Source organism: Flavobacterium limnophilum (genome assembly GCF_027111315.2).
Classification (GTDB): Bacteria; Bacteroidota; Bacteroidia; order Flavobacteriales; family Flavobacteriaceae; genus Flavobacterium; species Flavobacterium limnophilum.
This window is the reverse complement of record NZ_CP114289.2, coordinates 4,210,321-4,223,082: the sequence shown is the minus strand read 5'-3', so window position 1 is coordinate 4,223,082 and position 12,762 is coordinate 4,210,321. Positions and strand designations below refer to the sequence as shown.

The following is a 12,762-nucleotide window of genomic DNA, read 5'->3' as shown; positions in this document are numbered from 1 at the left end:
TGTGTATTTGCGCTTTTATTTATTAATCTTATTTATAGTAATCTATTTCTGAGAATATTGTATTTAATCCAAGAAATAATTAATTAAAAGTTAAAAGTAGCATTTATATAATTATTCTGTGTTATTTTTAGACAACGAACAATTATATAATTTTTTTTGTACTTTAACCCCTTAAAAAAAATCACGACTTCCTTTATAATTATGGACAATATAAATTCGAACAGCGTATCAAAAAACAGTGCAGGAAATTCGGGCGTCTGGTGGCACGAAAACAATCCTGGCCCTTTGGCAAGTCTTCCGTTTATAAAACAATTTGGAAGTATGCGTTTTACCAAAGTGCAGATGGATGAAAATATGCGACCGCACTTAAATGATGGCATTGAAATTCATTTTGTGACCAGCGGCAAATACGATTGGGTGGTCGAAGGGAACCAAATTGAATTATTGCCCGGCAATTTATCGGTTACCGCGCCTTGGCATTGGAACGGAAGCCCTAATGGCAAAATGGACATTGGATACATCAATTGGATTATATTAAAACCGCAAGAATATGGTCAAAAAAAGAAATTAAATCTAGGAAACTGGACTAAATTATCCAAAAGTATTCAAGAAAACCTGGGCAACTTGATTGCGGACAACAGCAATGTAGTTTTGGAAAAAGCCAAAACTTTTGAAAAATATTTTATTGATATCCGAGAAGAATTAGCAAACCAAGAGGAAGGTTATGAAATAATGGTGGGCAATATTCTAGAAAACTTGCTAATAGATTTATACAGACAACTTTCGAGCAAGGGTCTAAAAACGGTAGAAGAAACCAATTTTATCGACAAGTTCACCAAAATTGTTTCTGAAGACATCAGCAAGAAATGGAATATTGACGACTTGGCACATCGATTTGGAATGGGGAAAACAAAATTCACTTATGAAGTAAAAAAGCTTACCGGGTATCCTCCCAACAGCTACATCATTAATCTAAAAATCGAAAAAGCCATTGAATTGATTCTAAATCCAAAAAACAAGTCGATGTCAGACATTGCTTATTCTTGCGGATTTTCGTCGATACAACATTTTACCTCTTCTTTTTTGCAAAGAACAGGAACGACACCCGGTAGATATAGAAACCAGGAAACCAGGAATAATTAGAATTTGCCTCAGCCCAATACACCTCTTTTGGAGAGCAGGATAAACTTGGTGTAGATTTTCAACTATTTGGGCAAACTATTCAATTCTAAAACACTTATCATCGTTGGGGCTGATTTTGCCAGTCCCTCTCCGTCAATTTGAGTGACATTTTGCAAAAAAACATGTAATTTATGTTGCTTTTTCCAAAGGGAAATATCATAGTTGGGTTCCCATTGACCTACGGAAGTATTGGTCAAATCAACTACTTTCCAATTTTCAATACTGGTCAAATTATTATAGGCCAACGAGATTTTGTTCCCTCTTTCTTCATCCCTGAAAAGAACATACAACATTGGATTGTCATCATTATTCTTGACAATTATATCCGGTCTTGAAACAGGAATTTGCTTGGTACCACCACCTCCGAGATAGAAAGAAGTTTTCCTGAATCCCGTATTTATTTTTTTCCAATTGCCTTTGTCCAAATACACGATTTGATATTGGGGAATTCCCTTTTCACTCCAATAGGTTACAATATAAGGATTACCGTTTTCATCCGTAGCCATTGCCGTTTGGTTGATCAAGCTGCTTTTCTGGGGAATTTTCCAAGCGTATTCAGATGACGAAGCCGTTATTGGCAAATTATACTTTTCTCCTGTAGATTTTTCCCAAGTTACGCCTCCGTCTTTTGAGCGGGCATAACACAAATCATGATTCGTGGACACATCCCAACTTTCCCGCCATACCCACGAAAGATGAATAACTCCTTGTTGGTCAACACAAGCCTGCCAATAAGCACTTCGTTGCCCTTCACCATTAAGCAAATTCTGCTGTAATTGCGTCCACTTTCTGGTTTTCAAATCATAGGAATTAATCACCATATTGCCTCTTCCAGATGCACCTGACCTATAAAAAAAGAGCAGATTTCCGTTCGGCAAATTATAAAATTCGGGATAAGTCACCTTCTTTTCTTCCATTCCCGTCATGGGTTGTTCCTCGCCAACTTCCAAACTTAAAGGATATTTGCTTTTTGCATATCGAAGCTTCGTGTCATGATGATCCCAACTTACATGCAAATAGCCTTCCCCGTCAACAACTATGCTAATATCATTATGGGCATCTTTTGTATTTCCTTTATAAGGAGTCTTTACTATTTCCCAATGTGAGGTGTTTATTTTTCGCTTTCCTAGAACAAGATTGCTATTTTCGTCGTAATAGGCCGTAAATTGGTATTGATCGTGCGTCGTTAAAGCATTTTTTCTGAATTTGACCGTATTCACAGAATTATTGTTCCAACCATATCCAATGTTTGTTTGGACAATTTTTCCTGTAGAACATCCTGATAAACAAATCATCAGTCCACCCAAAAGCCCTTTTATTATTTTATTGATTTTCATTGATTCAACAGCCAATTTTAGTTTTTCCAAAGTAATAGTAAACCCAAATGTAAAACAACCCATAAAATATACAAACCAGACCCTACCAGTTTTTATGTTGCAAAAAAAATTGTTCAAAATTTCGAAATGGAAATTATTCAAATGTTTCGCAATATTGGAAAAGAATACAAAAACAAAAAACCCGCTTCTCACGAAACGGGTTTTGTAAAAAATAGAATCTTGATGATTATGCTTCGAATGGAAGTATAGATACATAAGATTTATTATCTCTTTTCTTTTGGAACTGAACAACTCCATCTACTCTTGCGTGTAGTGTGTGATCTTTACTAATGTAAACGTTTTCACCTGGATTATGTTTTGAACCTCTTTGTCTTACGATGATGTTCCCAGCAATTGCAGCTTGTCCACCAAAAATCTTAACGCCTAAACGTTTTGATTCTGATTCTCTACCATTCTTGGAACTACCGACACCTTTCTTGTGAGCCATGACGTATTAGTTTTATATTGTTATTATTCTTGTGTGTCTTCTTTTTTAGCTTTTGGAGCTTTTTTTACTTTTGGAGCTGCTTCCACAACTTCTTCAGTAGCTACTTCGGCTGCTGCTTTTTTAGGAGCTGCTTTTTTAGAACCTGAAGTTGTAATACCTTCGATTACAATTTGAGTAAGATATTGACGGTGACCGTTTCTCTTTTTGTACCCTTTTCTTCTTTTCTTTTTGAAAACGATTACTTTATCTCCTTTTAAGTGTTGTAACACTTTGGCTTCTACTGAAGCACCTTCTATAGCTGGGGCGCCTATCGTGATTGTACCGTTGTCGTCTAACAAATAAACTTTGTCGAAAGAAACTTTAGTTCCTTCTTCATTTGCCAAACGGTGAACGTAAACCTTTAGGTCTTTGCTAACTTTAAACTGTTGCCCTGCTATCTCTACGATTGCATACATAACAAATTGTTTTATAATTTTTAAGGTTGCAAATATACAATTAAATATTTATCCTGCAATTAGTTCCTGCAAAAAAATAGTTTCTTTACATAGCGACCTGTTTTTTAAGGTTTTTCGATAATTCAAAAGCGTTTTTTTGACCTGAAAATGTTAATTTTATTGTAAAGTAAGAAAAATTTGTCATTATTCGCTAAAAAAAAGTAATTTTGATGTAACAATAATACGTATTTGATTACCAACTGTAAATAAAAAAATTATTAATCCTTATGAAAAAATCAATAATGGCGTTAAGTGCTGCACTTTTGCTTGGAGGAATCGCTTCTGCCCAGAAAGTGGATTTCGTAGAGTACAACTTAGACAATGGGCTACATGTAATTTTACACAACGACCCTTCTGCTCCAGTAGTCGTAACCTCGGTGATGTATCACGTGGGCGCAAAAGACGAAAATCCGGAAAGAACCGGTTTTGCCCACTTTTTTGAACACTTATTGTTCGAAGGAACAGAAAACATCAAACGTGGCGAATGGTTCAAGATCGTGACTTCAAATGGAGGAATGAACAATGCAAACACTTCGGACGATAGAACTTATTACTATGAGGTCTTCCCTTCCAACAATCTGGAATTGGGACTTTGGATGGAATCCGAAAGAATGATGCACCCTGTCATTAACCAAATTGGCGTTGACACCCAAAACGAGGTCGTAAAGGAAGAAAAAAGAACCAGTTTCGACAATCGTCCTTATGGAAACATCCTTACGGCGGTAAAAGAAAACATGTTCAAGGTTCATCCCTATCGATGGAACACCATTGGTTCGATGAAACATTTAGATGCTGCCACTTTGGAAGAATTTCAAGCTTTCAACAAAAAATTCTATACGCCAAACAATGCCGTTTTGGTTGTTGCCGGCCAAATTGATTTTGCCCAAACCAAAGAATGGATCCAAAAATATTTTGGCCCAATCAAAAAAGGAGAAGTATTTAAAAAACAGACTTTCGCCGAAGAACCGATAACGCAAACCATCAAAGCGACTTATCAAGACTCGAACATCCAAATCCCAATGCTGGTAACTTCTTATAGAACACCATCAATGAAAACGAGAGATGCCAGAGTTCTGGACTTAATTTCTTCCTACTTAAGTGACGGGAAAAGTTCTAAATTATATAAAAAAATAGTGGACCAGAAAAAAATGGCATTACAAATCGGAGCTGTCGGCTTTAGTCAAGAAGATTATGGAATGTACATTATATACGGATTACCAATGGGGACTTTCACATTGGCAGATTTACAAAAAGAAATTGATGAGGAAATCGTGAAAATCCAAACCAACTTGATTTCAGAGAAAGACTATCAAAAATTGCAAAACACTTTCGACAATCAATTTGTAAATGCCAATACAAACGTGGAAGGAATTGCCGAAAACTTGGCAAAATACCACATGCTTTACGGCGACATCAATTTGATTAATTCGGAGATTGATTTATATCATTCCATTACCCGAGAAGAAATTAGAGAAGTTGCCAAAAAATATTTAAACCCAAATCAAAGATTGATTTTGGATTACGTCCCTTCCACTGAACAAGCTCAAAACTAAGACATTCCCTATCATGAAAAAAACAAGTATATTATTATTCATTTTGTTCTTAACCGGAATTATGCAAGCACAAGACCGTCCGCAACCCAAACCCGGCAAAGCCCCGGTGGTAAACATCAAGAAACCGCAAACCTTTATTTTGGCAAATGGCTTGAAAGTGATGGTTGTCGAAGACCATAAATTACCGCGAGTAACCTACAATCTTACTCTGGACAATGCTCCTTTTGCAGAAGGCAAAATAAAAGGTGTCGATGAATTAACCAGTAGTTTAATTGGAAACGGTTCCAAAAAAATAACCAAAGACATTTTTAACGAAGAAATCGACTTTTTTGGTGCCAGCGTCAACTTTAGTTCCAATGGAGCTTATGCAAGCGCCCTTTCCAAATATGCCGACCGTATCCTGGAATTGATGGCTGATGGCGCCTTGAACCCCAACTTTACCCAAGTAGAATTTGACAAGGAAAAAGCCAAAATGCTTGAAGGCCTGAAAGCCGAAGAAAAAAGCGTTCCTGCCATTGCAGATAGAGTTGTTGATGCTTTAGCTTTTGGCAAAAGCCATCCTTCCGGGGAATTTGTAACCGTAGAAACCTTGAACAACGTTACACTTGCCGATGTTCAAGCGAATTATCAAAACTATTTTGTACCCGAAAACGCTTATTTAGTAATCATTGGCGACGTAAAATACAAAAAAATCAAACCTTTTGTAGAAAAATTATTCGGCACTTGGCAAAAAAGAAGCACTCCAAAATTGACTTATGACGAGCCAAAAAATGTACCGTTCACACAAATTAATTTCGTGGATATGCCCAATGCCGTACAATCTGAAATTGCATTGGTAAACACCTTGAATTTAAAAATGAACGACCCCGACTTTTTTCCGGCTGCACTGGCAACCCATATTTTGGGCGGTGACTTCAACAGCTATTTGAACATGAATTTAAGGGAAGCCCACGGTTGGACTTATGGTGCCAATGCCATCATCGGTAGCGGAAAATATGTAACCAAACTAAAATCAAAATCGGCCGTAAGAAACGTGGTTACCGACAGCGCCGTAGTGGAATTTATCAAGGAAATCAAAAAAATCAGGACCGAAAAAGTAAGCGACGAATTACTTAACAGCGTCAAAGCTTCTTTCATCGGAAAATTTGTAATGCAGGTGCAGCAACCTCAAGCCGTGGCGCGATATGCTTTGAGAATCGAGACAGAAAATCTTCCCGAAGATTTTTACGAGAACTACATCAAAAGCTTGAATGCCGTAACTCCGGAACAAATACAGGCTGCAGCCAACAAATATTTCTTGATTGACAACACCCGAATCGTCATTGCCGGAAAAGGTGCCGACGTGATTCCAGGTTTGGAAAGTCTAAAAATCCCGATGTTTTATTTTGACAAATACGGCAATCCAGTAGAAAAACCGGTTCTTAAAAAAGAAGTTCCTGCTGGCGTAACCGCCAAAATTGTTTTGGATAATTACATCAAGGCCATTGGTGGCGAAAAAGCTGTTGCCTCGGTAAAAACAATTTCAATGCTGGGTTCTACAACCATTCCGCAAGCGCCGTCTCCTTTGACCTTTACCAACAAAGTCGATAGCAAAGGCAAATTGATGGTGGAAATCGCGATGGGACCAATGAGTTTGATGAAACAAGTGGTCAACGAAAAAGGGGCTTATGTGGTGCAACAAGGGCAAAGAAAAAACATTGAAGGCGCCGATTTAGCCGAGATGAAAGCAAGTGCCGTTCCTTTTGAAGAAGTGCAATTGGCCAAGAAAGCAGGAATTACTCTAACTGGAATCGAATCCTTTGAAGGAAATGATGCTTACGTAATCCTAAACGGAAAAACCACTTTGTATTATGATGTTAAATCCGGTCTAAAAGTTGCCGACTCCAAAACTCAAGAACAAGGAGGAAACAAAGTAACCACAACAACTTATTACAAAGATTACAGAATTGTAAAAGGCGTCAAAATCCCTTTCAACATCGTTCAAAATGTAGGTTTTGAATTGGACATAAAAATGTCCGACGTAAAAATCAACGAAGGTGTTACCGATGCTGATTTCCAATAAATTAGTTAGCAGTTAGCAAAAAAAAACGAAAACCTCCTGAGAAATCAAGAGGTTTTCGTTTTTTTATACATAGATGTTTAACATTCTTAATCTGAAATCTGAAACCCAACTACTCCTTCTTTGCCGACAAATAAACCCCGAACAAAATAATGAAAGCTCCCAAAAACTGGACAGGCGTCAACATTTCATTATCCAATAATCCCCAACCAAAAGCCACAACAGGAATCAAATAAGTCACCGAAGTGGCAAAAACAGGCGATGAAATCTGGATGGTCTTGAAGAAAATGATGTTGGCGATTCCTGTTCCCATCACCCCTAAAATCATTACAAAAAGCACCGAATGCTGAACACTTTCAACGGCAATCACCTCAAAAAAACCGGAGAAAAACAAAACGATTAGTGCTGGCAAAAGCAGCACCAAAAAATTTCCTGTCGTGATGCTCACCGGACTCAAATCCGACAAATATTTCTTGATTAAATTCACGTTTATTGCATAACAAACAGAAGCAATCAAAACCAAAATAGCATAATAATAGTTTTGTTCGGGATGATGCAAGGCTCCGTTTATAATTAACAAAAAAGTTCCCACCAAACCGATAATCACCCCTAAAACTTGGGCTCTCCTGAAAGTCAATCCAAAAGATAAAACACCAAAAATCAAGGTGTTTAATGGCGTCAAGGAATTTAAAATAGAACTTACTGAACTGTCGATTTGGGTTTGTGCCATCGCAAAAAGATAGGCCGGAAAAAAAGTGCCCAAAGTTGCCGTCAAGGCTATGTATTTCCATTGATGTTGAGGGATTTTTGCTAAACTTTTAAACCCTATCAACAACAGAAAAATGGCAGCAAAGATGATTCTCAATGATCCGAGTTGCATTGGCGTCAAGCCAACCAAACCTTTTTTTATGAGAATAAATGAACTTCCCCAAATAAGTGCCAGCGTTATCAAATAAACCCATTTCAGCCGTTTCGAATCCATAAACTAAATTTTGGCTCAAATTTGTAATTATTTTATGAATTAACAGTGCTTTTTTTTGCTAATTTTGTCCTCAACAACAACACAATTAAACTATTAAAACCCCAATTATAATGAATTTCTCAAAATCAATATTGGCAATAACACTCGCAAGCCTTTTGTTTGTGGGTTGTAAAGAAAAAACGGGCGAAGCTGCAACAGATACAGCAACCGAAAATAGCACTCCAAAAGTGAAGAAAGAAATTGCCGCCACAAATCTGCAAACGGCAAGTTTCAACATAAAAGGAATGACTTGTGCCATTGGTTGTGCCAAAACAATTCAGGAAGAACTTAATGGACTGGATGGCGTTCAAACGGCATCGGTAGATTTCGACAAAGAACTGGCAACGGTATCTTTTGACAAAACCATATTAACTCCTAAAAAACTAACTAAGGTTGTCGAAGCGGCCGCCGACGGAAAAACATACAAGGTTTCGAACATGAAGTTGTAACACATTCCAAAAAATTTAAACACAAAAAAAGTTTCTCGAATGAGAAACTTTTTTTGTGGAAATTAACGAAAGATTATAACTCAATTATATCCCCAATTTCTGGCAGAATAGAATCAATTTCATATTTTTTTTTGACAAGGGAAGCCAAGGTTTTTCTCTGCAAGTCTTCACCATGAGTGATGACTACTTTAGGTCTGGAAGAAGCCAAATAGGAAAACCAATTCAACAAATCCGTTTGTCCTGCATGCGCACTGAAACCACTCAAGGTATGCACTTGTGCCCGAAGTCTTTTTTCGTCTCCAAAAATTCGCACCACGGCTTGTTTTTCAACCAATTTTCTCCCCAAAGAAGCGTGCGATTGGTAACCGACAATCAACACATGCGTATTCGGATTTTCGATATTGTGATATAAATGATGCATAATTCGACCACCATTACACATTCCGGCTCCTGCCAAAATCAAGCATGGCCCGTTGACTTCATTCAACTTTTTTGATTCTTCCATTGACGTGCAAGGGATAAAATATTCCGTATCCAAAGGAAAAGCTCCCCTGCGTTTCAAATCTTGAAATTCTTCGTCCAACAAATCTTGATGGTCTCTATAAATCGTCAATGCTTTTATAGCCATGGGACTATCCAAATAAATAGGAAAAGGCGGCACTTTGCCCAAATGAAAAAGCTCGGCCAAATGATAAATGATTTGCTGTGCTCGCCCAATGGCAAAGGTAGGTACCAAAATTTTTGCGCCCGACTTATAAGCTTCAATAATAATTTTTTCGAACTCCACCATCGTGTCATCAAAAGATTTATGGTCGCGATCACCATAAGTAGATTCCAAAAACACCAAATCGGCATGATTGAAATGATCGAAAGGTTTCAACAACGGCAAGGTAAGAGGTCCTAAATCCCCAGAAAAAACAATCGTTTTGGCTTTACCGTTTTCGGTAACGGTCACTTCAATACTGCCGGAACCCAACATATGTCCCGCTTCAATCCATTTGGCAGTAATTCCTTCCGCCACTTCAATGGCCGTATTGTATTCAACAGCCCTGCCCAGTTCTTCCATATACTCGACATGTTCGGTATTGTAAAGTGGTTCGGCAATAGGCGCTCCTTCTTTCCATTGTTTTCTGTTTTTTCGCATCGCATCAGCCACTTGCAAACGAGCAGAATCCTGCAAAATGATTTGTGCCATTTTCAAGGTTTCTTCCGTACTGTAAATAGGTCCGTTATAACCATACTTGATTAACAAAGGCACTCGTCCGGTATGGTCCAAATGTGCGTGGGTCAACAGCAATGCATCTATTTTACTGGGAGTGGCGCCTTCGGGCAGTTTGTTTTTTGCCTCCGATTCTTTTCCACCTTGAAACATTCCTGCGTCAACCAATACGATTGCTTTGTCTGTTTTAATCAAATAGGACGAGCCTGTTACCTCACCACCTGCAGCACCAAATACTTTTATTTCCATCAATGTTTTTGTTTTAGACTATAGAAAATTATTTCAAGGGTTTCAATGTATTTTTAAAATCTTGTGGCAATCCAGCCAAAACCATTTCAATGGCTTCTTGGGGAGTTTCAACAATTCGAGAAAATCCAATTTCTTCGGGAGAGAAAACCCCTTCCTCGGCCATAAAAGCCACAAAATCACGCAATCCTTTCCAAAACTTTCCTCCAACCAAGATCAGTGGAAATGGCCCGATTTTGTTACATTGGATTAAAGTGGCCGCTTCAAACAATTCGTCCAAAGTTCCCAGTCCGCCCGGCATGACAATGTAGGCACATGAATATTTAACGAGCATCACTTTTCTAACAAAGAAATAATTAAACTCGAAACTTTCGGTTACATAAGGATTCGGTGCTTGCTCTTTCGGCAAAATGATATTGAGTCCATAATTGGGTCCGCCAGCTTCATTTGCCCCACGATTTGCCGCTTCCATGGCGCCTGGCCCACCTCCGGTCAAAACCGTGAAACCGGCCTTGGCAAAAGCTTTACCAGTTTCCCTCGACAATTCATAATAAGGTTCTCCGGGCTTAAATCTTGCAGATCCAAAAATGGTGACGGCTGGCCCCAATTTTCCCAATTTTTTAAAACCCATTTCGAATTCTTGGTTTATTCTTTCCAATCGTTCTTTTTCTTTTTCGGCGGTTCTTCGTTCCGATAAAAACTGGTGTTCTTCTGATTCGTCTATTGGCAATTCGTAGTCCAATTGGGCTTTTTTCCAATGTTGTTGCCATGCGTTCTCCCATTCTTCGGGAGTTAAACGTTTGAAGTTGGTTGATTCTTTTGCACACATGAGATTTGTCAATTAATAGGATAATATTTATCTAAGATAGAAAATATTGAAGATAATCCACAAATTTTGAGGGAATTTTTAGCACGCAAAAGAATTTGGGTGGAGATTCGAAGATGGATTCCTCAAAATGTCAAAAATGAAAAATGGATTCATCAAGAAAACAGCAGAAATAAAAAAAGCTTCCCGTTTGGAGAAGCTTTTTTGTGCGGGTAATAGGACTCGAACCTACACGCCTTGCGGCACCAGATCCTAAGTCTGGCATGTCTACCAATTTCACCATACCCGCAAAATTGTGAGTGCAAATATAAACATAACTTCTAACTTTCAAAGGAATTTATTCAAAAATATTTACGCTCTTTTTTGTACTTTTGAAAGTATAAAATTTAAACCCATTATGGAAACCATAAAATCCTACGTTCAACAACACAAAGACCGCTTCATTAACGAGTTAATCGAATTGTTAAAAATCCCTTCTGTAAGCGCCGATCCCGCTTACCACCAAGATGTTATCAATACTGCCGATGCCGTAAAAGGCAGCCTGGAAAAAGCAGGTTGCGATTTTGTCGAAATTTGTGACACGCCCGGAAACCCAATCGTCTATGGCGAAAAAATAATTGATAAAACTTTACCAACCGTTCTAGTTTATGGACATTATGACGTTCAACCGGCTGATCCAATCGAATTATGGACTTCTCCTCCATTCGAACCCGTTATTAAAAAAACCGAAATTCATCCCGAAGGCGCCATTTTTGCCCGTGGCTCTTGCGACGACAAAGGCCAAATGTACATGCACGTAAAAGCATTGGAATACATGATTCAATCGAACACTTTGCCTTGCAATGTAAAATTTATGATTGAAGGTGAAGAGGAAATTGGTTCCAAAAGTTTAGGATGGTTTGTGGAACGCAACCAAGAAAAGCTGAAATGTGACGTAATTTTAATTTCGGACACAGGAATGATTTCCAACCAACAGCCTTCCATCACAACGGGATTGCGCGGTTTGAGTTATGTGGAAGTGGAAGTTACTGGGCCAAATCGCGATTTGCATTCTGGATTGTATGGTGGTGCTGTTGCCAATCCCATCAACGTTTTGGCAAAGATGATTGCTTCGCTTCACGACGAAAATAATCACATTACCATTCCTGGTTTTTACGACAATGTACAAGAATTGTCTCTTGAAGAAAGAGCCGAAATGGCCAAAGCGCCTTTCAATTTGGAAGATTACAAAAAAGCTTTGGACTTAAATGACATCTATGGCGAAAAAGGCTACACAACCAATGAAAGAAATTCCATTCGACCAACGCTTGACGTCAACGGAATTTGGGGTGGATATACTGGAGAAGGAGCCAAAACGGTTATTGCAAGTCAGGCTTTCGCCAAAATTTCGATGCGATTGGTTCCGAATCAGGATTGGGAAGAAATCACGGAATTGTTTACCAAACATTTCATCAATATAGCTCCAGCCGGAGTGAAAGTAAAAGTAAAACCGCATCACGGCGGACAAGGTTATGTGACGCCAACGGATAGCATTGGCTACAAAGCCGCCAACAAAGCTTATACCGAAACCTTTGGAGTTCCTGCCATTCCAGTTCGTTCCGGCGGAAGTATTCCAATAGTCGCCTTGTTTGAAAAAGAACTAAAAAGTAAAACCATCTTGATGGGATTTGGCTTGGACAGCGATGCCATTCACTCGCCAAACGAACATTTCGGAATTTTTAATTACCTGAAAGGAATTGAAACAATTCCTTTGTTTTACAAGTATTTTGTGGAAATGTCGAAATAGGTTTTTGCCACAAAGGCTCGAAGTCACAAAGAAAAAAATTTTTAATCCGTTCATTCTAAACCGAGTGAATGGATTTTTTTTGCAAAAAATTTGGATATTAAAT

12 protein-coding genes and 1 tRNA gene are annotated in these 12,762 nt (G+C 38.3%); 6 read left to right on the top strand and 7 right to left on the bottom strand.

From position 1 onward, the window contains the following. Nucleotides 1-201 precede the first annotated feature (201 nt). On the top strand, nucleotides 202-1,143 hold the full coding sequence (locus OZP13_RS17600; protein ID WP_281298054.1) for a helix-turn-helix domain-containing protein: 942 nt from the start codon (nucleotides 202-204) through the stop codon (nucleotides 1,141-1,143). 62 nt (nucleotides 1,144-1,205) lie between these two features. Here the strand turns inward: OZP13_RS17600 and OZP13_RS17595 are convergent, their stop codons facing one another. After that, nucleotides 1,206-2,519, bottom strand: a complete 1,314-nt coding sequence (locus OZP13_RS17595; protein WP_281298053.1) for a BNR repeat-containing protein — start codon at nucleotides 2,517-2,519, stop codon at nucleotides 1,206-1,208. 126 nt (nucleotides 2,520-2,645) lie between these two features. Here OZP13_RS17595 and OZP13_RS17590 point away from each other — a divergent pair, with 126 nt between their 5' ends. Further along, nucleotides 2,646-2,768 (top strand): hypothetical protein, encoded by a 123-nt coding sequence (locus tag OZP13_RS17590; protein ID WP_269241409.1) that lies wholly within the window; start codon nucleotides 2,646-2,648, stop codon nucleotides 2,766-2,768. Here OZP13_RS17590 and rpmA read toward each other — a convergent pair. Both rpmA and rplU read right to left on the bottom strand, forming a co-directional pair. Next, nucleotides 2,746-3,006 (bottom strand): 50S ribosomal protein L27, encoded by a 261-nt coding sequence (gene rpmA, locus OZP13_RS17585; RefSeq protein ID WP_111409679.1) that lies wholly within the window; start codon nucleotides 3,004-3,006, stop codon nucleotides 2,746-2,748. The genes OZP13_RS17590 and rpmA overlap by 23 nt on opposite strands. A 23-nt stretch (nucleotides 3,007-3,029) precedes the next feature. Next, nucleotides 3,030-3,461 carry a 50S ribosomal protein L21 gene (gene rplU / locus OZP13_RS17580; RefSeq protein ID WP_281298052.1) on the bottom strand — a complete coding sequence of 144 codons (432 nt, stop codon included), beginning with the start codon at nucleotides 3,459-3,461 and terminating at the stop codon, nucleotides 3,030-3,032. 266 nt (nucleotides 3,462-3,727) lie between these two features. Here rplU and OZP13_RS17575 point away from each other — a divergent pair, with 266 nt between their 5' ends. Both OZP13_RS17575 and OZP13_RS17570 read left to right on the top strand, forming a co-directional pair. Continuing rightward, the gene (locus OZP13_RS17575) at nucleotides 3,728-5,053 is read left to right on the top strand and encodes a M16 family metallopeptidase (protein ID WP_281298051.1); all 1,326 of its coding nucleotides are present in this window, start codon (nucleotides 3,728-3,730) and stop codon (nucleotides 5,051-5,053) included. A gap of 13 nt (nucleotides 5,054-5,066) precedes the next feature. Then, nucleotides 5,067-7,115, top strand: a complete 2,049-nt coding sequence (locus OZP13_RS17570; RefSeq protein ID WP_281298050.1) for a M16 family metallopeptidase — start codon at nucleotides 5,067-5,069, stop codon at nucleotides 7,113-7,115. 109 nt (nucleotides 7,116-7,224) lie between these two features. Here the strand turns inward: OZP13_RS17570 and OZP13_RS17565 are convergent, their stop codons facing one another. After that, complete coding sequence (locus tag OZP13_RS17565; RefSeq protein ID WP_281298049.1) at nucleotides 7,225-8,094, bottom strand: DMT family transporter; 870 nt, start codon at nucleotides 8,092-8,094, stop codon at nucleotides 7,225-7,227. Nucleotides 8,095-8,204: 110 nt separating this feature from the next. Here OZP13_RS17565 and OZP13_RS17560 point away from each other — a divergent pair, with 110 nt between their 5' ends. Next, nucleotides 8,205-8,582: a heavy-metal-associated domain-containing protein gene (locus tag OZP13_RS17560; protein WP_281298048.1), complete on the top strand. Its 378-nt coding sequence runs from the start codon at nucleotides 8,205-8,207 to the stop codon at nucleotides 8,580-8,582. 73 nt (nucleotides 8,583-8,655) lie between these two features. Here the strand turns inward: OZP13_RS17560 and OZP13_RS17555 are convergent, their stop codons facing one another. The 3 genes from OZP13_RS17555 to OZP13_RS17545 all read right to left on the bottom strand — a co-directional run bounded on the left by OZP13_RS17555 (nucleotide 8,656) and on the right by OZP13_RS17545 (nucleotide 11,162). Continuing rightward, nucleotides 8,656-10,050: an MBL fold metallo-hydrolase gene (locus OZP13_RS17555; RefSeq protein ID WP_281298047.1), complete on the bottom strand. Its 1,395-nt coding sequence runs from the start codon at nucleotides 10,048-10,050 to the stop codon at nucleotides 8,656-8,658. A 28-nt stretch (nucleotides 10,051-10,078) separates the two neighbouring features. After that, on the bottom strand, nucleotides 10,079-10,876 hold the full coding sequence (locus OZP13_RS17550; RefSeq protein WP_281298046.1) for an LOG family protein: 798 nt from the start codon (nucleotides 10,874-10,876) through the stop codon (nucleotides 10,079-10,081). Between the two features lie 204 nt (nucleotides 10,877-11,080). Further along, nucleotides 11,081-11,162 (bottom strand) — tRNA-Leu (locus OZP13_RS17545). Nucleotides 11,163-11,270: 108 nt separating this feature from the next. Here OZP13_RS17545 and OZP13_RS17540 point away from each other — a divergent pair. Then, nucleotides 11,271-12,659, top strand: a complete 1,389-nt coding sequence (locus OZP13_RS17540) for a dipeptidase (protein WP_281298045.1) — start codon at nucleotides 11,271-11,273, stop codon at nucleotides 12,657-12,659. The last annotated feature ends 103 nt before the right edge of the window (nucleotides 12,660-12,762 follow it).

What these genes read in the sequence shown, in the direction of transcription:
- OZP13_RS17600 (WP_281298054.1), top strand. Translation starts at nt 202, where the DNA reads ATGGACAATATAAATTCGAACAGCGTATCAAAAAACAGTGCAGGAAAT.
- OZP13_RS17595 (WP_281298053.1), bottom strand. Translation starts at nt 2,519, where the DNA reads ATGAAAATCAATAAAATAATAAAAGGGCTTTTGGGTGGACTGATGATT.
- OZP13_RS17590 (WP_269241409.1), top strand. Translation starts at nt 2,646, where the DNA reads ATGGAAATTATTCAAATGTTTCGCAATATTGGAAAAGAATACAAAAAC.
- rpmA (WP_111409679.1), bottom strand. Translation starts at nt 3,006, where the DNA reads ATGGCTCACAAGAAAGGTGTCGGTAGTTCCAAGAATGGTAGAGAATCA.
- rplU (WP_281298052.1), bottom strand. Translation starts at nt 3,461, where the DNA reads ATGTATGCAATCGTAGAGATAGCAGGGCAACAGTTTAAAGTTAGCAAA.
- OZP13_RS17575 (WP_281298051.1), top strand. Translation starts at nt 3,728, where the DNA reads ATGAAAAAATCAATAATGGCGTTAAGTGCTGCACTTTTGCTTGGAGGA.
- OZP13_RS17570 (WP_281298050.1), top strand. Translation starts at nt 5,067, where the DNA reads ATGAAAAAAACAAGTATATTATTATTCATTTTGTTCTTAACCGGAATT.
- OZP13_RS17565 (WP_281298049.1), bottom strand. Translation starts at nt 8,094, where the DNA reads ATGGATTCGAAACGGCTGAAATGGGTTTATTTGATAACGCTGGCACTT.
- OZP13_RS17560 (WP_281298048.1), top strand. Translation starts at nt 8,205, where the DNA reads ATGAATTTCTCAAAATCAATATTGGCAATAACACTCGCAAGCCTTTTG.
- OZP13_RS17555 (WP_281298047.1), bottom strand. Translation starts at nt 10,050, where the DNA reads ATGGAAATAAAAGTATTTGGTGCTGCAGGTGGTGAGGTAACAGGCTCG.
- OZP13_RS17550 (WP_281298046.1), bottom strand. Translation starts at nt 10,876, where the DNA reads ATGTGTGCAAAAGAATCAACCAACTTCAAACGTTTAACTCCCGAAGAA.
- OZP13_RS17540 (WP_281298045.1), top strand. Translation starts at nt 11,271, where the DNA reads ATGGAAACCATAAAATCCTACGTTCAACAACACAAAGACCGCTTCATT.